At 67.9% G+C, this 18,932-nt stretch carries 16 protein-coding genes; 2 read left to right on the top strand and 14 right to left on the bottom strand.

The genetic code is table 11. From position 1 onward, the window contains the following. Positions 1 to 249: 249 nt before the first annotated feature. Complete coding sequence (locus tag Pla108_RS00405; protein WP_146441385.1) at positions 250 to 1,713, top strand: hypothetical protein; 1,464 nt, start codon at positions 250 to 252, stop codon at positions 1,711 to 1,713. A 100-nt stretch (positions 1,714 to 1,813) separates the two neighbouring features. Here Pla108_RS00405 and Pla108_RS00410 read toward each other — a convergent pair whose 3' ends face one another. The 10 genes from Pla108_RS00410 to rpmF all read right to left on the bottom strand — a co-directional run bounded on the left by Pla108_RS00410 (position 1,814) and on the right by rpmF (position 13,353). Beyond that, entirely contained in the window at positions 1,814 to 3,136 is a 1,323-nt protein-coding gene (locus Pla108_RS00410) for an NAD(P)/FAD-dependent oxidoreductase (RefSeq protein ID WP_231934222.1), read from the bottom strand. A gap of 106 nt (positions 3,137 to 3,242) precedes the next feature. Beyond that, positions 3,243 to 4,157: a diacylglycerol/lipid kinase family protein gene (locus Pla108_RS00415; RefSeq protein WP_146441389.1), complete on the bottom strand. Its 915-nt coding sequence runs from the start codon at positions 4,155 to 4,157 to the stop codon at positions 3,243 to 3,245. A 155-nt stretch (positions 4,158 to 4,312) separates the two neighbouring features. Further along, positions 4,313 to 5,680 (bottom strand): hypothetical protein, encoded by a 1,368-nt coding sequence (locus Pla108_RS00420; protein ID WP_146441391.1) that lies wholly within the window; start codon positions 5,678 to 5,680, stop codon positions 4,313 to 4,315. 290 nt (positions 5,681 to 5,970) lie between these two features. Next, the gene (locus tag Pla108_RS00425) at positions 5,971 to 7,101 is read right to left on the bottom strand and encodes a PEP-CTERM sorting domain-containing protein (RefSeq protein ID WP_146441393.1); all 1,131 of its coding nucleotides are present in this window, start codon (positions 7,099 to 7,101) and stop codon (positions 5,971 to 5,973) included. A gap of 57 nt (positions 7,102 to 7,158) precedes the next feature. Continuing rightward, positions 7,159 to 9,033: a hypothetical protein gene (locus Pla108_RS00430; protein WP_146441395.1), complete on the bottom strand. Its 1,875-nt coding sequence runs from the start codon at positions 9,031 to 9,033 to the stop codon at positions 7,159 to 7,161. A gap of 288 nt (positions 9,034 to 9,321) precedes the next feature. Continuing rightward, the gene (gene fabF, locus Pla108_RS00435) at positions 9,322 to 10,560 is read right to left on the bottom strand and encodes a beta-ketoacyl-ACP synthase II (RefSeq protein ID WP_146441397.1); all 1,239 of its coding nucleotides are present in this window, start codon (positions 10,558 to 10,560) and stop codon (positions 9,322 to 9,324) included. A gap of 126 nt (positions 10,561 to 10,686) precedes the next feature. Then, the gene (acpP, locus tag Pla108_RS00440; RefSeq protein ID WP_146441400.1) at positions 10,687 to 10,929 is read right to left on the bottom strand and encodes an acyl carrier protein; all 243 of its coding nucleotides are present in this window, start codon (positions 10,927 to 10,929) and stop codon (positions 10,687 to 10,689) included. Positions 10,930 to 11,254: 325 nt separating this feature from the next. Next, positions 11,255 to 12,037 (bottom strand): 3-oxoacyl-[acyl-carrier-protein] reductase, encoded by a 783-nt coding sequence (gene fabG / locus Pla108_RS00445; RefSeq protein ID WP_146441402.1) that lies wholly within the window; start codon positions 12,035 to 12,037, stop codon positions 11,255 to 11,257. 58 nt (positions 12,038 to 12,095) lie between these two features. Then, entirely contained in the window at positions 12,096 to 13,004 is a 909-nt protein-coding gene (gene fabD, locus Pla108_RS00450) for an ACP S-malonyltransferase (RefSeq protein WP_146441404.1), read from the bottom strand. 172 nt (positions 13,005 to 13,176) lie between these two features. Continuing rightward, positions 13,177 to 13,353, bottom strand: coding sequence for a 50S ribosomal protein L32 (gene rpmF / locus Pla108_RS00455; RefSeq protein WP_146441407.1), 177 nt, complete (start codon positions 13,351 to 13,353; stop codon positions 13,177 to 13,179). Positions 13,354 to 13,630: 277 nt separating this feature from the next. Here rpmF and Pla108_RS00460 point away from each other — a divergent pair, with 277 nt between their 5' ends. Continuing rightward, positions 13,631 to 13,957, top strand: a complete 327-nt coding sequence (locus Pla108_RS00460; protein ID WP_146441409.1) for a DUF6793 family protein — start codon at positions 13,631 to 13,633, stop codon at positions 13,955 to 13,957. 62 nt (positions 13,958 to 14,019) lie between these two features. On the opposite strand, the gene Pla108_RS00465 is transcribed toward Pla108_RS00460, so the two are convergent. The 4 genes from Pla108_RS00465 to Pla108_RS00480 form a co-directional block, all read right to left on the bottom strand. Then, positions 14,020 to 15,186 carry a hypothetical protein gene (locus tag Pla108_RS00465; RefSeq protein ID WP_146441411.1) on the bottom strand — a complete coding sequence of 389 codons (1,167 nt, stop codon included), beginning with the start codon at positions 15,184 to 15,186 and terminating at the stop codon, positions 14,020 to 14,022. 355 nt (positions 15,187 to 15,541) lie between these two features. Continuing rightward, positions 15,542 to 16,153, bottom strand: coding sequence for a superoxide dismutase (locus Pla108_RS00470; RefSeq protein WP_146441413.1), 612 nt, complete (start codon positions 16,151 to 16,153; stop codon positions 15,542 to 15,544). Positions 16,154 to 16,369: 216 nt separating this feature from the next. Further along, positions 16,370 to 16,621, bottom strand: a complete 252-nt coding sequence (locus Pla108_RS00475) for a hypothetical protein (protein WP_146441415.1) — start codon at positions 16,619 to 16,621, stop codon at positions 16,370 to 16,372. Positions 16,622 to 16,644: 23 nt separating this feature from the next. Next, complete coding sequence (locus Pla108_RS00480; protein ID WP_197526107.1) at positions 16,645 to 18,822, bottom strand: diguanylate cyclase domain-containing protein; 2,178 nt, start codon at positions 18,820 to 18,822, stop codon at positions 16,645 to 16,647. Positions 18,823 to 18,932: the final 110 nt, after the last annotated feature.

Here is an 18,932-nt window from a genome sequence, read left to right on the forward strand (position 1 = left end):
CCGCCTGCCCACTCTACACATCGTCGGTGACGGAGGCGGGCGCCAGCCGATCCGGGCGCCGAGCAAAATGCTAGCAGGGGTCCGGTCCGCGTGACCGCCGTAACTCGCCTAGGTCGCCGCCGCCGGGGGGGATAGAATCACCGCCGGCGCCAGCGTCTCGCTCCGCCAGGTTCTCGCTCCGACTGTCGGGGCGGCGTACGATGCGATATTGCAGGCCCGATGCGGCGACGACTCTCCGGGAAAGCCCCTATGACGATCCTTTCGACCTCACTGGCCATCTCGACGGCGCTCGCCTTCACGAAGGGCCTGGCGGCGTCGCTCGTCGCCGTCACCTTCGGCTGGGTCCCGTCCGAACAGGCCGCCGAGGGCGCTGCGGCCGACGGCTACGATTACCTGGTTAAGCTCTCGTCCGAGGACCTCGAGGCGCTCCGCGACGGCCGCGCGCCGAGCCTTGTCAGCGAGTTACCGACCGACATCGGCCCGATCCAGCGGGTGCGTTTCTACGTCGGAGAAGGCGACGCCCCGCGGCGGCTCAACGAGCGCGACCTGGCGTCGCCGCAGCGGATCGCGGCCGCGTCAGCCCTCAGCAAAACCCAAACCGTCGCCAAGCCGGTCATACCCGAGTGGAAAGACACCGCTGAACTGACCGCCGACCGCGGCCGGTCGAGCAGTGATGGCCCCAACACCACCGCCGAGCGGCGCACGGCGTTCCAGAACCCCACCTCCCTGCAGCAAGGCTTCGAAGAAGCGACGCGGCCGCTCACCGACTCGGCGCAATGGGTCGAGAGCAAGACGCGCAGCCTGCTCGAGCAGAGCGGCGACAGCCTCCGCCGTGGGACCGAAAACCTGCTCCGCGGCACGGGCGACACGCTCGAGAAGATCGCCGACCCTTACGCGGGCCGGCCGGCGCAGTACGACAACAATGGCTATCCGTTGCAGCCACGCGTCGATCCGCCCGCGGCGTCGACCGCCCCGCAGCAGGCCCAGTACCAGCAGGGAAACCCCTCGCAAATCACACCACCGCCCTACGACTACCGCAGCGCCCCCCCGACGCCCAACTACGATGCGCCGCGCAGCGGAGGGTTGCCGTCGGCCGGGCTTGTCGAGCCTTACGCCAGCGAGACCGACCCTTACGCCGCGACGACGCGCGGGCAGGCGACACAATTAGAGCCGCTCCCCCGCAGCAGCGGCGCTACGGCTCCCGACTATCGAACCAATCCCAACTCGGCCGACAACCGCGCCACCGCGGCGACGCAGTCCGACCCGTGGGCCACGCCTTACGATCGGGCCGATCCGTACGCCGCGCGACGCGAGCCAGTATCCGATCCGCTCTCGCCGCCGGCTTTTCCCGAGCTGCCCGCGTCGCAGAACTCGGGGTCGGCCTGGAACAGCGGCGCCGCACCGTCAAACCCACCGCCCGTCGGCGGCGGCTTCGCCTCGGATCGGGCGCCAACGAGCTCAACCGCCGGGGCGACCCCCGGGACCGGTTGGGGCGGCGGAGCAGCCGGCGCGCCCGCCGCGGGAGGCGCCGGCGCCGCGGCGTCGAATGCGGCGGCCGTTGAGACCGCTGAGACCCGCTACTTCGAGAAGCTGCTCACCGTGATCCTCGGTGGCGTGACGGTCTTTACTTGGATCGCCTATCTGGATGTGCGAAACAAGTACCGCTCGGTGCTCCGCAATGTGCCGGGTGGCGCGTACTCTTCGGCTGCTTGAGGCGTGACGGGTGGAACCGGTCCCGCTACGGCTCCCCGACGGCGCCTCGCCACTCTGCTTGCCTCGACACTCTGCTTGCCTCGCCACTCTGCTTGAGCCGCTATTCGGCTGGCGTCTCGGCGTGGCGATTGCCGGTGATGAGCCGGGCCGAGCGGCCGTGCGTGACGTAGTTCCACGCCCACTGGAAGAGCACCAGCAAGCGGTTCTGGAAGCTCACCAGCTGCATCAGGTGAACGAACAGCCAGATCAGCCAGGCGACGTAGCCGGCGAAGTGGTAGCCGCCGATGCTGGCGACCGCCGCCGAGCGTCCCACCGTTGCCATCGACCCGTAGTCGCGGTAGCGGAACGGCTTGGCGATGCTGCCGGCAGCGGCGGCGGCGAGGCGGCGGCGGATCGTCTTCGCTGCGTACTGGCCTTGTTGAATAGCGACTGGCGCCACGCCCGGCAGCGGTCTGCCCGCTTCGCCCGCACAGCTCGCCATATCGCCGATGACAAAAATATCCTCGTGTCCTGGCAGATGGAGCGTCGGCGTCACGGCGAGCCGCCCCGCGCGATCGACGGTGAGGCCGGTCGCGTCGGCGAGCCGATTAGCGAGCGGCGACGCTAGGACGCCCGCCGCCCACAGGACTGTCTCGGTGGCGAGGGTCTCGGTCTGTTCGCCATGACGGATCGTGACCTCGGTCGGCGTGATTTCGGTGACGAGCCAGCCGGTGCGGACCGACACGTCGAGCCGGTCAAGAAACCCCGCCGCTTTTGCGGAGAGCTCTTCGGCGAATCCGGAGAGGACGCGGTCGCCCGCGTCGATCAGCACGATCCGAGCCGATTCCGACTCGATGCGGCGGAAGTCATTCTTCAGGGCGTGCCGCGACAGCTCCGAGAGCGCGCCGGCGAGCTCGACCCCCGTCGGCCCGCCGCCGACGACGACAAAAGTCAGCAGCCTCGCCCGCGCGACGGGGTCGTCGGTCCGCTCGGCGCGCTCGAAGGCCGAGAGGACGTCGGCGCGGATCTGGGTGGCGTCTTCGATCGTCTTCAAGCCGGGCGCCAAGCCCTCCCACTCGTTGTGGCCGAAGTAGCTGTGGGTCGCTCCGGCGGCGACGATCAGCACGTCGTACGGTAACGAGTCCCCCTCCCGTAGCAACACGCGCTTCGCATCGAGGTCGAAGTCGGTGACTTCGGCTTGCAAGACGGTGACGTTTTTCTGCCGGCGGAGCACCGACCGCAGCGGCGCCGCGATGTTGGCGGGTGACAGCGATCCGGTCGCGACTTGGTAGAGCAGCGGTTGGAAGAGGTGGTAGTTGGCCCGATCAATAAGAGTGACTTGCACCGGGGCGTTGCGGAGTGACTGGGCGGCGTGCAGGCCGCCAAAGCCTCCGCCGAGGATAACGACACGGGTCGGCTCGGCTTGGTTGGCGACTCTCGTCACGGGGGGCTTCAGAGGGGGGAGGGTGCGGAGAGACGGGTGGGACAGGACTGCAGATTTTACATCCGGTCGACCACGGCGGCGCGTGGCCCGGCAGGCGTGTCGGCGTTCAAACGGGGGGCAGCAGAACCGAAAGCGCCTGCGGAGCGGCCTCGAAGCGGAAGCGCCGGCCCGAAATCGCTTCGCCATCGGTCAAGAAACGGAGTTCGTCGGGCGATACGATGTCGATCTGGCTAGCCTGGCGGAAGGTTACCCGTTCGTGCTCGAGGTAATCGTTCAGTAAGAAGTCGGTCGCGAGCGACGCCAGGTCGAGGCCTTCTCCCTCCGCGATCAGGACCGCGTCGAGGAGCCCGTCGTCGAGCCGCGCGCGGGGGGCCACATCTAGACCGCCGCCGGCGTAGCGGCCGTTGGCGATGATCAGATTCCAGAGCGCCATGGAAGTGGCGGGGCCGCCGTCGAAGGCGATCTCGACGGGGTACGACGCCAGGTCGGTCATCACCGGCAGCGCGGCCCGCAGGTAGCACCAGGCGCCCCACGTCTGCTTGTCGTCGTCGCCGAGGCCCTCGATGACCCGGTCGGCGTTGCCGGCGGTGGCGATCGTTGCGCCGTAGCGCTGCTCGCCATCGGCCGTTAAGCGAACCAGGTCGACAGGCGTGGCGACGGCGCCGCGGAACACGGCGAGGGCTTCGTCGACATCGAGTGGCAGGCCCAGGTCGCGGCAAAAATTGTTGGACGTCCCTAGCGGGAGAATCCCCAGCGGCGTCGGCGACGGCGTTGCGAGCAGGGCGTTCACGACGGCGTGGACGGTGCCGTCGCCGCCCGCGGCGACGACGGCGTAGCCTTCTTCGCAGGCGCGTTCGATCGCCCGCCGAGTCTCCTCCGGTGAGGTGGTCTCGATCACGTCGGCTTGGCCGCCAAGCAACCGGCCGGCGCTATCCCGGAGTCGGTCGGCGGCGCCGTCCCGCGCGTTCGGGTTAGCAAAGATCCGGAGGGGGAGGGCGGCGGCGCGGGGATTGGCGTTCATGCCCCGCTACTTTAGCGAAGGGCGTGCCAGTTTAGCGAAGGGCGTGCCAGAGCGAAGGGCGTGCCGGGCGACTCACGAAGTTCCGCCTTACAGAAATGTAAGCGGGGACAGCCCAGCCGGCGGCGTCGCCTGCAAGCCCCGCTGCCGGCCGTGGCTCAGTACCGGCCGTGAAAGGTCGGCGTCGGCCGCACCGCGGTCGAGAAGCGGGCGTCGCCGCCGCCGGCGTTGGGGGCGGCGGTGGGGATGGCCGAGTTGCGCGCCTCGACGAAGAGCAGGGCGTCGGCGCGGGGCGGGCCCTTTATCATGTCGGGGATCATCTCGCTGAAGGCGTTCCCCGACTCGGGGCCGGGCGTCGCGACCATGCCCATCGAGAGGACCAGCACCTGGTCGGCCGGCCAGCGGAACCGCTCGTGCAGGTTGGCGCTGGTGATCTGGGGGACCTCGATCTGCAGCCGCTGCCCCGCATTGGCGCCCGCCGCGGCGCCGGGCGTCGGCAGGTCGAGCGACACGCGGCGCATCTTCTCGACTTGGTTGAGGCGGAACTTGACGACCGCCTCGGCCGTGTCGAGGCCGAGCGACAGCAGCGGGTTGAACTCGAGCGAAGCCCCTTCCTCGATCGTGCCGGTCTCGGGCTGGTAGCCGGGCCAGGCGTTCTGCGTCGGGACGATCCCCTTGATGTAGCCACGCGGGCGCATGGTGCTGAACACGATCGCTTGGCCGTTGGGGACGAGTTGGCCTGCGGCGTTGTAGTCGCGGACGTCGCCGCGACGGGCGAGCTCGGACGAGAGCAACGCGTAGTTTTCCTTCGGCATGATCCAGCCCTGCAGACCGGGGGACTGTACGCTGATCGGCGTCATCAGGCTCAAGGCCCGGACGCGCCAGTCGGGGTTGCGGACCGTGACGATCCGCATCGAGAACGCCAAGTCGGCGGCCCGGCCGTTGACGAAGCGATCGACGATGTCGGCGACAATCGCCTGCATCGCCGGCGTGTGGTAGACGGTGAGCGTCTCGCGGTCGGCGTTGAGGATGCCCACGGTCTCGCCGTGCCACGCCTCGTAGCCGGTCTCGCGGAGGATCCAGTCGACGACGCGTTGCTGCGGCTTCGGTTCGTTCGAGAGCCGCTGCGAGTAAGGTTGGATGTCGTATTCACGCCAGACTTGGCCGGCGTCGTTGGGAAGCCTTCCTGAGCCCTTCGAGACGCGGGCGCGGTTGACGCTCGGGGCGCCGACCGGGGCGAGCTCGCCCCCAGCGGCAGGCGGTTGTTGGCTTTGACCTATCGGCGTCACGGGACGCGCCCCGGCTTGCGGCTGCGACGATGGGGCCGGCGACCCGTTGTAAGAGGTCGCCCCGTCGGGTTCGCCATAGCGGACCGGCGTCACGGCGCCCGCCGACGCTTCGCCGCCGATCCATTGCGCCTCGCCGCCGGCTGGCAGCGGGGCAGGGGGGGCGACCGTCTGCGCCGACACGATCGTGACGGCTGACAAGACGTTGAGGCAAAGGACGAGTCCGGTTCGTCGGGTCATCCGCGGGTCTCCCGAGACGCAGCGGGCAACGCAGGGATGGCATCGTGCCTTCCCGCCTTAACGCCCGCGGTGAGGGGCGGATCGTAGAAGGCGCGGGGCGACCGGGGCAAGACGGATCGGCGAAGCGGTGGCGAGGCGTTTCGGCGCGCTACTCCGGGGGCTGACGCCCTCCGGCTCGCGCTTTCCCTCGATCGACGGACGCCCACCGTAACTTCACAGCGAGAACTTCACAGCGAGCCGGGAAGCGTCAGCTCCCGGAGGAACCCGCCATTACGCCCACTATCCACCGGCTAGCAGCGCCGGCGCCATCCGGAGCCTGCCAAAAGCAGCAGTACTAGCGAACCTGGCTCAGGGACCGCGAGGCTGCTGGCGGGCGCCGACGCCCCGTAGTTGTCCCGCCACTCGGCGTACGTCCCAATTACGTTGCCCGTGCCGAGGCTGTCACGCCAGATGGTGTAGTCGGCGGCGTTAACGAGGTTGTCGCTGTTGTAATCCCCAAGAAGGCCGGGCGTGACGACGTCCCAGCCGATGTCGGCGAGGGCTGCGGCGTCCAGCGCGGTCCAGAGCTTGCGGGTGCCAGTCGTGATCGAGGGGTCCATCGCCGCCTCTTGCGACGCCGAGCCGCCGAAGACGGTGCTGATGGTCCCGTTCGTCCAGTGGCCCTTGTCGACGGTGATGCCGGGGTTGCTGCCCCCGTTGGCGGCGGTCGCTTCCAGTCCGGTGAAGAAGTTCCCGACGCCGAGCCCCTGGAACTCGGCCGAGGCGCCGAATCCGAGGGTATGCCCAATCTCGTGCAACGCGACCGAGAGCAGGTCGTTCTGGCCCGAGGTCGGCGCGACGGTGTGGTCGTAATTCCAAGTCGTTCCGACCGTGTCGAACGTCAGCGAGCCCCCCCAGCGGCCGAACTCGCCGACCGGCTCGCCCCGTCGATCCACGGCGGCGAAAAAATCTTCGGTGATCGCTTCGATTTCAGCCAACTGAGACGGGAAGTAATAGCTAATCGACGATCGACGGCTACCGCCGCCGGGTCCGCCGAAGCCGAGCGTCGAAGTAGGGAGATTCCTCGCGCCCACGTAAATGCGGTACTCGTCGGCCGGGATCACCGGATTGTCGATGAGGACCGTGCCCCCCGTGCTCGGGTTCTCAAACTCGATGCTCCAATTCCAAGTCGAGATGGCGTTGGGCGAGTTCGGCGCGGTGCTGACGTAGTCGTTCGGCTTCTGGACGCGGGCGAAGGAGTCGTCGAGGATCGACGAGAAGTAATCCGCCGCCGCCTTGACGGTCGCCCGCGCCTTCTGGCCGTTGGCGGTCCCGGTGCTAAAGAACGAGCCGCTGTCGTAGGTGTAGTCCAGGACGACGTTGATCGCCGGCGCCGTCGCCGCCGACAGCAGCGCAGCGAGGGTGAGGGCCGCGAGACGCATGATGCCTTTGCTCCTGCCAGAAGAGGGCCCCGCCGCCTGACGACGCCGCCCTCTAGGCTAAAGGCGTTCGGCGGACCGAGCAAGCTTTGGCCGGCGGATTCGCGCCCCGAACGCGGCAAGAACCGAGGTCGCTAGCAACCCTGCGGCGTTGGGTTCGGGGACCGATTGGGCGGCGACGCTGCCGTAGGCGGCTCTCCAGGCGTCGTAGTCCGCTTGGTCGACTTGGTTGTCGCCGTTGGCGTCGGCCGCCAGGAGGGCGCCGGTCGAGCCCGCGGCGTCTCGCCAAACGGTGTAGTCGGCGGCGTTGACGGCGCCGTCGTAGTTGAAATCACCGGCGAGGCCCGGCTCAACAACCCAGAGCGTGAGCGACGAGCCGGTCTGCTGGACCCGCCAAGCGAGCCCCTCGCCCAGCGCCGGCGCCGTCAGCGAGGTAAAGCCGCCGGTGATCGATCCGGCCGTGAGCAGCGGGAAGGCGTCCCCCGCAGCGGGGGCGTACCCTTCAGGCGAGACGAACTCGACGACGAGTTGCTCATCGAGTTCCGCCCGACCCGCGACCTCGACTCGGTCGTGCTGGCCGGCGGCGTCGATCTCGATAACGAGCTTCCCGGTGGCGAGGTCGCCGCCGAAGGTCGCGACGCCGACGCTCATGCCGGGCCGGAGGGCGTCGTCGGCTTCGACGCGCCCGCCCCCCGCGACGCCCGATCCGGAGTAGTCACCGGCGAAGACGACCCGGGCGTTGCTCGGGACCGTGAAGTCGCCCCCCTCATCGACGAAGTGGCTGGCGAAGACAACGTGCGATTGGGGCGCCAGGTCGATCGAGCCCCCCGGCTTGAGCGTCGTGGCACCCGTGACCGAGCTCGGGGCGCTCGCGCCAATGACCACCGCGCCGCCATCGACCACCAAACCACCCTCGGTCTGCAGGGCGCCCTCATCGAGCGTGAGCGTCTGTCCGTCGCCGAGCACCAGCGCCGCGCCGATCAGGGCGACGTCCCCCCCGGCGGTGACGGAGATCGATTCAAGAAGACTAAAGTCCCGCGTCGCGCCGCCCCGTTCCGAAAACTCGCCGCCGACAACCGCGAGCGATTTTTTGACGCGGAGGCTGCTGTTGTTGTTGATCAACTTGCCCGTGCGGAGCACTTCGACCGCTTCGAGCGTCGCGTCGCCGCCGCTCGATAGCGCCAGCGTCGCCCGGCCTGTCGCGGCCTGCTCGGCGAAGCCAATCGTCGTCTTACCACCGGGGCTTTGGAGGAGCGTCGAGGCGACGACGTTCACCTCGGCCGTGAGCGCCGCCGCGCCGGCGCCGATGGCGAGATCGTCGACCGTCACCGACGATCCGCTGAAGAGCGTCAATTCGCTCCGGGCGGGGCCGGCGGCCTCGGCAATGGTGACGTCACCAAAAGCGGCGGTGGCGCCGTCGAAGAGAGTGACGCCCGTCGGGCTACTCGAGTCCGACGAGGTGGCGATCGACAGCGACCCGGTCGTGACATCGCCCGCTTCGATCAACCATTCCGAACTGGGGTCGACGCGCATCTGGCCATCGATCTGCAGGTCGAGGACCGTCCCGATGACGTCGGTGAGGCGGAGCGATGACGACGCCCCGATGAAGGCGTCGCCGGTGACACGCACCGCGGCGTTGGCGACGCCATCGGGCCGGAGGGTAATGTCGCCGAAGCCCGTTTCTAAACTGCCGATGGTCAGCAGCGGTTGGCCGCCGGGGATCGAGACCGCGAACGTGCCGAAACGCTTGAGCGTTGCCGACTCGGCTGCTGTGTCGGGGACGTTGGCCGATGACCATTTGGTCGCATCGGTCCACAGGCCGTTAACCGAATTCGTCCACTCCCGGAGTTGGGCCTCGGCGGCAGTCCCCGAGAGGGCGCCAATCCCCGAGAGGATGACGGCCAAGATCGCTACAAGTGGGTTTTTCTTGCTCATCACCATCGCTGCAATTGAAGGGAGAAGGCAGACGATGCCCCACCCTAATTACAGCGATAGCCGAATGACATATAGGTAAAATCACCTAGAGCGTGCTTCTTGTAAGCGTAGCGATTTGGTCGTCGGCGAGGCGAGCTGGGCGAGGCGACCGAAGCAGGCGAAGCGGTGCTTCGTCGATGCAGGTCAACGACGCCCAGCGAAGCCGCAGCCCGACCAAACGCGACCCTTACAAGAAGCACGCTCTAAATGGGACGGGGCCGTGGCCCTATCGCCCGTCGCATGAACGGCTCACGGCGCTTTGCCGAAGATCACCGTCGCGTTGTGCCCGCCGAAGCCGAAGCTGTTGCTCATCGCCACGCGGACGGGGCGTTCTTTCGGCGTATTCGGCGTGTAATCGAGGTCGCACGCCGGGTCGGGATTGTCGAGGTTGATCGTCGGCGGACAGAGGTCGTGCTTAATCGCCTTCAGCGAGATGACCGCCTCGACCCCGCCACTGGCGCCGAGCAGGTGGCCGAGTTGGCTCTTGGTGCTCGAGACGCTGAGCTTGTAGGCGTGGTCGCCGAAGACGCGTTTGATGGCGACCGTCTCAGCCTTGTCGCCCAAGGGGGTGCTGGTGCCGTGGGCGTTGATGTAGTCGATGGCGTCGGCGTTGAGGGCCGCGTCCTTGAGGGCTTCGGACATGGCCCGACCGGCGCCGATGCCGGCGGGATTGGGCTGGGTGATGTGGCCGCCGTCGCCCGAAGCGCCATAGCCGAGCACCTCGCCATAGATCGTCGCGCCGCGGGACTTGGCGTGCTCCAGCTCTTCGAAGACCAGTACGCCGGCGCCTTCTGACAGTACGAACCCATCGCGGTCGATGTCGAACGGCCGGCTCGCTTTGGTGGGGGCGTCGTTCCGCTCGCTGAGGGCGCGCATATTGGCGAAGCCCGCCAGTCCCATCCGCGAGCAAGCCGCCTCGGTGCCGCCGGTGACGACGATGTCGCTAGCGCCGCTCTGGATCAGCTTCAGGGCGCTCCCCATCGCGTTGGTCGCACTCGCACAGGCGGTAGCGACGGCGAAGTTCGGTCCCTTCAGCCCGTAATAGATCGAGACATGCCCGCTGGCCGCGTTGGGCATCAGCTTGGGGATCGTGAAGGCCGAGACCTTGTCGGGGCCCTTCTGCACAAGGCGCGTGACCTGGGCCTCGATCTCGTTGATGCCGCCAACGCCCGACCCGATCACCACGCCACAGCGGAACGGGTCCTCTTGCTCGAAGTCGAGCCCCGAGTCCTTCACCGCATCGACGGCGGCGACGACGGCGTACTGTGTGAACAGGTCGATGCGGCCGGCGTCTTTGCGGCTGATGTAGCCCTCGGTGCTCCAGTTTCCGATTTCCCCACCGAAGTGGACCTTCTGGTCGCTGGTGTCGATGTTGTTGAACGGCCCAATGCCGCTCCGGCCTTCGAGCAGCGCCGACCAGAGGGCGTCAACCTTCTGCTCAAGCGACGTAACGACGCCCAGACCCGTAACGACGACCCGACGACTCATTTTCGTGGTGCTCCTCTTTGAGGATCGCTGGGCCGTCGTCAGGACGGCGCGAGACCCTATTAGAGAAACCGCCCGCGTGCGGAGAGGCGCGCGGGCGGCGTGGTTTTAATAGCCCGATCGGCGCGATTACTCGCCGCCCTGGCCCTTCTCAATGAAATCAACGGCCTGTCCGACGGTCTGGATCTTCTCCGCCGCATCGTCCGGGATGTTGATGTCGAACTCTTCTTCGAGCTCCATGACTAGCTCGACCGTGTCGAGCGAGTCCGCGCCGAGGTCGGTCACGAAAGAGGTCTCGGGCGTGATCTTGTCTTTATCGACGCCGAGTTGCTCGGACACGATCTCCGTCACGCGTTCCAACACGCTTGCCACGGTCACTCTCCTTAAATACGCCTGGTTTATCGAACTTCCCCGAGCGAGGCGGCGGACGCCGCCGAACACGGTGGGGGAGGGGCTTCTTGGTAAGGGGCCTGCCCGGTGGGGGCAGGGTCCTCGGATTGCTGCTGTGCTGTCAAAGCCTTCGCACGCGTGCGAAGCGTCACAAAATAGAAGGTCTCCGCAAAGCGGGTCAAGGTGTCTGTGGGGGCTGACGCCCAGGGATAGGGGCTAGGGACGGGGGACGAGGGGAAGCAACTTGCTTCAATTTATTCCCTCGTCCCGCGTCCCTAATCCCTCGTCCCTGCCGCCGTCAGGCGACCTAGCAGGTCATTCCCCCGTCGATTACGAGGGTTTGGCCCGTGATGTAGGCGGCCGAGTCGCTGGCCAGGAAGAGCACCGCGTCGGCGATTTCCTCGGCCTCGCCTTGCCGCTGGAGGGGGACGGCGGCCTTGATCCGCTCCATCACAGCGTCCTCGCCGGCGGCCTCTTTCAGGGCGGCCGTCATGTCCGTGGCGATGAAACCGGGGCAAATCGCGTTGACGGTGATCTGACGCCGCTTGCTGGCCAGCTCACGGGCGACCGTCTGGGTGAAGCCGATCACGCCCGCCTTCGAAGCGGAGTAATTCGATTGGGCTTGGTTGCCGCGGAGGCCCGAGGTGCTCGAGATATTGATGATGCGGCCCTTCTTGGCCCGCATCATCGGGCCGGTGGCCGCCCGGGTGAACAGGAAGACGCTCCGCAGGTTGGTCGCAATGACCGAATCCCAGTCGTCGTCGCTCATCCGGGGGAGCAGCGTGTCGCGGGTGATGCCGGCGTTGTTGACCATCACGTCGACGCGGCCCCACTTCTCGGCGACCCCCTCGATCAGCTTCGTAGCCGCTTCCGAGTCCGCGACGTCGCAGGGGATGGCGTCGGCCGTCCCGCCGGCCGCTTCGATCTCGGCGACCGTCTCGGCCAGTTTGTCGGCGCTGCGGGCGACACAAGCGACCTTGGCCCCGGCGGCGGCGAGCCGCAGGGCGATCGCCTTACCGATGCCCCGCGAGGCGCCGGTGACGATGGCTACCTGGTCGGTGAGGTCGGCGTTGATGCGGCTGGAGGACATAGCGGGCTGTGTTGGAGACGGTTTTTTGAACGGAGTGTCGCGCAGTGTTGCTACTGGTCTAAGCCTCGACCCCTTCGCTGGGGAACTTCCTCTCGATCCGCTTGAGCAGGCCCCGCAAGACGCGGCCCGGGCCGATCTCATAGAAGCAATCGACGCCCCCCTGCATCAGCTGGCGGACGCTTTTCTCCCAGAGCACCGGGCTGACCACTTGCCGCACCAGCAGCGAGCGGATTTCGGCGGGGTCATTGTGGGCCCGCGCGTCGACGTTCGACACGACCGGCACGCGGGGCGTCACGAGTTCGATGTCTTCTAAGACCGCGGCGAGCCGCTCGACCGCCGGTTGCATCAGCGGCGTATGGAACGCGCCGGCGACCGCCAGGGGGATCACCCGCATCGCGCCGGCTTTCTCGGCCGCTTCGGCGATCCGCTCGCAGGCAGCGGTCGAACCAGAAACCACTGTATTTCCTGGGCAAAGCAGGTTGGCGACCTGCAGCGTCTCGCCGCCGCGGCATTGGTCACAGAGCTCTTCGACCTGGGGAACTTCGAGGCCGAGCACGCTGACCATGCCGCTCGAGACCGCCTCGGCGGCGTCCTGCATCGCGGCGCCCCGCTCGGCGACGACCCTCAGGCCATCCTCGAACGACAACGCCTCGGCAAAGCAGAGGGCCGTGTACTCGCCCAGGCTGAGGCCGGCCGTCGCGACACACGCCTCGACCACCGCCGGATCGTCTCGTTTGAGCTTCTCGAGCGCCGCCAGACTGGCGACGTAGAGGGCCGGCTGGCTGTTGACCGTGGCGTCGAGCTGCTCGGCGGGGCCCTCCATGCAGAGCTTCAGCAGGTCGAAACCCAGCTGTTGCCCAGCGCGGTCAAACAGTTCGCGGGCGGCGGGGACATCGTCACAGAGCGCGCCGGCCATGCCGACGCTTTGAGCGCCTTGGCCGGGGAATAAAAAGGCTGGCTGAGCCATCGGACCGCCTCGGAGGGGCCGTTCAGGGGGGCGGGACACGGCGCGCCGACGGCGGCCGTCATCGTCGGAGAGCGGCCGGGCTCGTGGCGGGGGGGTGCGCCGGCGTCCGCCAGCGGGGCCCGCCGCGTCGCCCTGGCGGAACGCTCGAAGAGCTAAAGCTGCGACCTCGGGATCACTCGGTCTCGACGACCGTCCGGCCCATGTAGTGGCCGCAGTTTTCGCACACGACGTGCGACGGCTTCATCGAGCCGCAACGCGGGCAGGCTTGCAGCTCGCGGGCCTTGAGCCCGTCGTGAGAGCGACGCTTGCCGGTGCGGGAGTTGGATTGCTTGCGCTTAGGTACGGCCATCGGATTCGCCCGGCGATTCGGGAGGGACCGCCACAGGGGGGGTCCCGAGCTACAGGAAAGGGGGGAGGTCGTCGGTCGCCGGAATCACCCCACGGTGGGGAGGCCGGCGGCCGCGAGCCCCATAAGGTACGGGGGAGGACGCCCCGGTGTCAACGACCCCTGTGGCGGCGCGTTGACGGTCGGTCCGGCGGTTCCCTACGATCGCGGTTGGCGGCCCGCCAGCGGGTCGCCTCTGCCAGTCCCCCCCCTGAGCCCCCACCGGAGCGGTGATCCGCCCATGCCTCTCTACGAAGTCGAGACCAAAGGCCACATCATGATCCTTTGGGCCGAGGACACCGACACGGCCCACTCGGTTGTCGCGGAGAGTTACCCCAACGAAGAGGTCCTGCGACTCATCAAGCGACCCCGCGACACGTGGGTCATTTCGAAGGCGGCGCTGGGCATCACCAGCGGCAGCCTCGATCCCTGCTCGACGGCCCGCGACTGCCTGGCTCGCGCCGAGGGGGACAAGCTCCACGCCATCCGGCTCTATATGAACGCGAAGGGCGTCGACCTCGATCAAGCCCGCAAGGTCATCGAGTCAAACATGGTCATGGGCTGGTGAGCCATTGAAGCGGGCTCTCCGTCCCACGCCGCTCCGCTACGGTCGCCGCGGTGGGCGGTGAATCAGTAGCGCGAGGCGGGTGTCGTCGCGGGCGGGGTCGAAGTCGATCCCTCGGGCCGGGTCGCGACGCTGACGGGCGACTGGTAGGTGCCTGTCCCGCCGGGGCGGTACTCGCCCGGCAGCGACGTCAGCCGAATCTCGGAGCCCGTGTTGCCGGTCGACGGCGCGGTCGTCGAAGCGGGCGTGACCGGGTTGATCGGCGTCGTGGCGGCGTAGGCCGAGCCGGCCGGCGGCAGCGTCCCGAGGGTCGACGGATAGCCGGTCGCGGCGGGCTGCGAACCGGTGGTCGGGTAGGGGCTCGCTGCGGGCGCCGCCGAGGCGACGCCGCTGGTGGACGGATAGGTCGGCGCGGAAGCGACCGCCGCCGTCGCCGCGGCAACCGCCTTAGCCGGCGCCGCGGAGGCCGTCGTCGTTGCGTTGTCGTACCAGTTCTGGGCAGAGGACGTCGCTTGCGCGCCGGTAGCGGCGTAGCGATCGGCCGCCTGTTGCGCCGTTTGCTGAACCGACTGCGTGGCCTGCGAGATGTTGCTCGATGCGGTCGAGGAGTAGCGGTCGGCCGTGCTAGCGGCGTCCTTGATCGCCGGCAAGCTGGGCAGCCCCGCCGCCGCGGTGGTGGCGGCGTAGCGGTCGCCGAGGCCGTAGCGGTCGGCCGACGGCGTGCTGGGCGTCGCCGCTACGACCTTCGGTTGGTAGCCATTGGGATCGTAGGGACCTGAGCCCGACGCGGCCGGAGCCGTCTTCGCAGCGGGGAGCGACGGGGTCGCTGTCGCGGCGATCTTGGACGGATCGGAGCTGGGCGAGGTCGGGTAGGCGCTCCAGTTCGGCCCCGAGGGGGCCGCTTTGTCGATGGTCGGGACCGCCGCGGCGACGGCGTCGAACTTCGGCGCGACGCCCATCATTGCCGGGGGCGTTTGCTGGGGCATGGCGACCGCTACAGCGGTCGAAGCGCCCGGCTTAGCGAGGGTCTCGACCTGTGGCGTAGCGCCGTCAGACGGCAGCTTCGGCGACGTTTCGGCGACGAGCTCGGCCTCGACGGCCGGCGACTTTTTCCACGGGTTCCACGCCCAGCGCGAACCGCCTCCCGACGACTGGCAGCCGGTGCTGACAACGGTGAGGGCGAGCAAGACGGCGCAGGCGGCGCCCGGCGTCGAGAGTTTGGTCTTAGTCATGGCTGGCGAGTGGTTACGGCCAGTTGGGTCGTGGCGGTCGCGCCAGATGCGCGGCTCGTTCCTGTTCTTCCTGTCGCACTCGGCAGTTGAAGCACTGCCGGTTGAGTCAAACCCGCCGTGGGGGCGAAATTGCGGGCAGACCCAGCGCGCGGCGGACCTTACGGAGAGCCCGCTGCTGGCGTCAATGGCAGAAGAGGGGCGGCCAGAGGCGTCGCTGGGCCGGGCACGAAAAAACCCGAACCTCGCGGCTCGCCGAGATCGCAAGAAAAAAAGAACGGGCGCCAGCCATGCCGGCGCCCGTTCCTCGTTATCGTCGGCTTTCAACCGTGGCTGACGAATCAGCCGGCGGGGTGAATCAGCCCTTCGCCGCCTTGTAGAGCTCGTCGACCTTCGCCCAATCGACCACGTTCCAGAACGCGGTGATGTAGTCGGGACGACGGTTTTGGTACTTCAGGTAGTAGGCGTGCTCCCAGACGTCGAGCCCCAGGATCGGCGTCATCCCTTCCATGTAGGGATTGTCTTGGTTGGGCGTGCTCGTGACGTGGAGCTTGCCTTTCTTGCAGACGCTCAGCCACGCCCAGCCGCTGCCGAAACGGTTGGCGCCGGCGTTGGCGAAGTCTTCCTTGAACTTCTCGAATCCGCCGAGCTCCCCGTCGATCGCCGCGGCCAAGTCGCCCGTCGGGGCGCCGCCGCCCGATCCGCTCATGGTGACCCAGAAGAGCGAGTGGTTGGCGTGACCACCGCCGTTGTTGCGGACCGCGCCGCGGATATTTTCGGGGACGCTGTCGAGGTTGCGGCAGAGGTCCTCAATCGACTGCTCGGCGACGCCCGCCCCTTCGAGGGCGGCGTTCAGCTTGGTGACGTAGGCGTTGTGGTGCTTGCCGTGATGGATCTCCATCGTCTGCGCGTCGATATGGGGCTCGAGCGCGTCGTTGGCGTAGGGCAGCGAGGGGAGTGCGTAAGCCATGATGGCGGGGCTCCTATGATCGGGATGGTTGCAAACCGACCACGCCGAGAGGGCGCCTGCCGGTTGGGGGCACGTTAGGAGGGTTCCCGAGCGGCGGGAGCCCTACGCCAACGAAATTACCGCAATCCCGATGCCAAGGACAGCCGCCGCCCTGTCCCGGAGGCTTGCCCCGATGAATTAGGCAAGGGACGCGGCGTGCCTTCCCGGCGATCGCCTTTAGGCCAAGTCGCTAAGAAGCTGCGCCAAGTGGCGTCGCTGGGCGTCGAGCGCCGTCAGCTGGTTGCGGAGCAACGCGGCGAGGTCCGGCGTCAGACCCTCCGATTCGGGCCCGCTCACGTGTCCCGTGTCGCGACGGAGGCCGTCCGAGGTGACCGCGGCAAACGCTTCATCAAGGGCGTCGGATGTCACGGCGGCCCGATCGACACGGCGCGGCAATCGAAGCTCGATGGGTTCGGTGGACAGGGCCATGTCGCGGCGCCGTGGTGAGAGGGTTAGACGGTGGTCGGTTCGGCGACGGCTTCCCGCGCCATCAAGTACGCCTGCAAACTGCTGAGCAACTTGCGGGCGCGGTCGACGATCTTGGCCTTCGACCGGTCACGATCGCGACGCGGCTGGATCTTCACGTCGACATACGTGTGGACGTACTTGCCCGCCGCGAGGCCGACGTTGTTGGTCCGTTCGATGTGGACCTGCGACAGATGGATATCGACGATGAAGCTGATCGGCTGGTCGGAGCCCCGCCGCGACCCGCTGCCGTCCGCCTCTTCGGTGATCAGGCGGATGTAGTTCTCGCTGGTCTTCACGATCTCGGCGTCGCGGTCGGCGATGAAGCCGCGGAGCTTCTCGACCGTCAGTTCGATCGGCACGTTGGTGACGAGTCGCGTCTGGACGATGGCGCCATTGCCGCCGCCGATCGAGCCGAGCAGCCATTTGCCGATGCCGCCCCAGCCGGCCTTGGGTTGATTCTCGGTCTGCATACCGCCACCCAATTGGACTACCTGATTGCGCCCCTGGTCCTTGGCCTGCAGCAAGGCCCTGTCGGAGCGGCGGAGAAGGGTTTCGGGCGTGTCGCCCGGCTGCAGTTCGGTGACGCCGAAGCTGGCGGTGATGGTCCTGCCGCCCAGGTTGGTGTGGGGCGTCTCGGAGAGTTTCTTGCGGATCGCGTCGGCCCGCTTCGCCGCGGTGGCGTTGTTGCAATCGGCGCAGAGGATCGCGAACTCTTCGCCGCCGTAGCGCGCCACGAGGTCGCCCGTCCGGCACATCGACTTCATGAGGCCGGCGAACGTCATGATCGCCTCGTCGCCCGCCTGGTGGCCGTAAGTGTCGTTGATGCTTTTGAAGCGGTCGATGTCGGCCATGATCAGGCTGCACCGCAATTCGGTGTCGAGGTGCGCCTCGACGAAGGCGGCCAGCATGCGGTCGAACTCGGCCCGGTTGGCGACCTGGGTCATCGGGTCTTTGATCATCTCGGCGTGCAGGGCTTGGCAGCGCTCTTCGAGCGTCGCCTCGCTCGACACGTCGTGCATCAGCACGGTCGCGCCGACGAAATGCCCCGGGCGGCCCGTGGCGCTCACCGGGATGACGTGCATGTCGACCGTGACGCTCTGGCCGTTGCGGCCCATGACGCTGACCCGCTCCAGGGCCTGCATCCCCTCGCCGAGCGATTTCTTGATGGGGCAAGCCGCTTCGTCGATGAGCTCGCCGGTGGCGGCGGCCATGTCAAGCAACGACGGCGTCATCTCTTTGCCGATCGCCGCGGTGGCGCCGACGCCGGTGAGCTTCTCGGCGCCCGAGTTCCACATGGTGATGATCCGCTGACTGTCGAGGAACATCACCGCGTCGTGCATGTTCTCAACAAGCCGCGTCGTGAACAGATCGGGCTCGCTGGGGGGCGTCGACCCTTCGGAGGCGGCTTCGGCCGGGCGGGGCGTCGCCTTCCAGGGGAGGCTGGTCGTGGTCGCCGAAGTGAGCCACCGGGCAGCGACGTCCGCTTCGAGCTGTCTCTGGTCGTGAGAGAACAACTCGCAATAGCTGCGAACCAGGTCGGGGTCGAACTGCGTGCCCGCCTGTTCGTAGAGCGTGGCGATCGCCTGATCCCGCGACCGGGCCGGTCGATAGACCTGGTCGGTCGTCATCGAGTCGAACGCGTCGACGATGGCGATCATCCGCGAAACAAACGGCGTTTGGTCGCCGGTCAGCGTGACGCTGCGGTGCGAACCGTCGAACCACGCCGAGGCCGAAACGACCCCGTCGATGATCTCGTCGGGAGCGCCGGAGGAATGCAGGATGTGCCGCGACGCCTCGCGGCTCGAGTCGATGATCTCGAGCTCGATGTCGCTGAGACGACCGGTCTTGTTGAGGATCGAGTCGGGGACGCCGATCTTGCCAACGTCGTGCAGCAGGGCGGCCGCTTCGAGCTGCGTCCGTAGCTTGTCGGGCATCTGCAGGGCGGCGGCCCAGGCGCTGCAGCCCAGCGCGACGCGGAGGCTGTGGTCGGCCGTCGGCGGGTGCTTGCAGCGCAGCGAAGTGAACAGGGCCGAGGCCATCCCGAGCCGCCCCGCCACCAACTGGTGCTGCTCGGCGGCGCCAGCGGCGCGCTGCTCGGGGCTGCTCTTCCCGCTGACGGCGGCCGCCGCGTCGACCGAACGCAGCAGGGCTCCGACATCCACTCCGGCCGTCGATGGCGCAGGGGGAGCGTCCCCCACGGTAGCGGGTGGGGAAGTCACGTCAGGAGAGGCGTTGACGGGCATATTCTTGGCGTGGCGCGCAGGGAGCGTGT

Origin of the sequence: Botrimarina colliarenosi, assembly GCF_007859955.1 — a bacterium.
Lineage (GTDB): Bacteria > Planctomycetota > Planctomycetia > Pirellulales > Lacipirellulaceae > Botrimarina > Botrimarina colliarenosi.

What these genes read in the sequence shown, in the direction of transcription:
- rpmF (WP_146441407.1), bottom strand. Translation starts at nt 13,353, where the DNA reads ATGGCCGTACCTAAGCGCAAGCAATCCAACTCCCGCACCGGCAAGCGT.
- Pla108_RS00475 (WP_146441415.1), bottom strand. Translation starts at nt 16,621, where the DNA reads ATGGCCCTGTCCACCGAACCCATCGAGCTTCGATTGCCGCGCCGTGTC.
- fabG (WP_146441402.1), bottom strand. Translation starts at nt 12,037, where the DNA reads ATGTCCTCCAGCCGCATCAACGCCGACCTCACCGACCAGGTAGCCATC.
- Pla108_RS00465 (WP_146441411.1), bottom strand. Translation starts at nt 15,186, where the DNA reads ATGACTAAGACCAAACTCTCGACGCCGGGCGCCGCCTGCGCCGTCTTG.
- Pla108_RS00415 (WP_146441389.1), bottom strand. Translation starts at nt 4,157, where the DNA reads ATGAACGCCAATCCCCGCGCCGCCGCCCTCCCCCTCCGGATCTTTGCT.
- Pla108_RS00425 (WP_146441393.1), bottom strand. Translation starts at nt 7,101, where the DNA reads ATGCGTCTCGCGGCCCTCACCCTCGCTGCGCTGCTGTCGGCGGCGACG.
- fabD (WP_146441404.1), bottom strand. Translation starts at nt 13,004, where the DNA reads ATGGCTCAGCCAGCCTTTTTATTCCCCGGCCAAGGCGCTCAAAGCGTC.
- Pla108_RS00460 (WP_146441409.1), top strand. Translation starts at nt 13,631, where the DNA reads ATGCCTCTCTACGAAGTCGAGACCAAAGGCCACATCATGATCCTTTGG.
- fabF (WP_146441397.1), bottom strand. Translation starts at nt 10,560, where the DNA reads ATGAGTCGTCGGGTCGTCGTTACGGGTCTGGGCGTCGTTACGTCGCTT.
- Pla108_RS00470 (WP_146441413.1), bottom strand. Translation starts at nt 16,153, where the DNA reads ATGGCTTACGCACTCCCCTCGCTGCCCTACGCCAACGACGCGCTCGAG.
- Pla108_RS00420 (WP_146441391.1), bottom strand. Translation starts at nt 5,680, where the DNA reads ATGACCCGACGAACCGGACTCGTCCTTTGCCTCAACGTCTTGTCAGCC.
- Pla108_RS00430 (WP_146441395.1), bottom strand. Translation starts at nt 9,033, where the DNA reads ATGAGCAAGAAAAACCCACTTGTAGCGATCTTGGCCGTCATCCTCTCG.
- Pla108_RS00405 (WP_146441385.1), top strand. Translation starts at nt 250, where the DNA reads ATGACGATCCTTTCGACCTCACTGGCCATCTCGACGGCGCTCGCCTTC.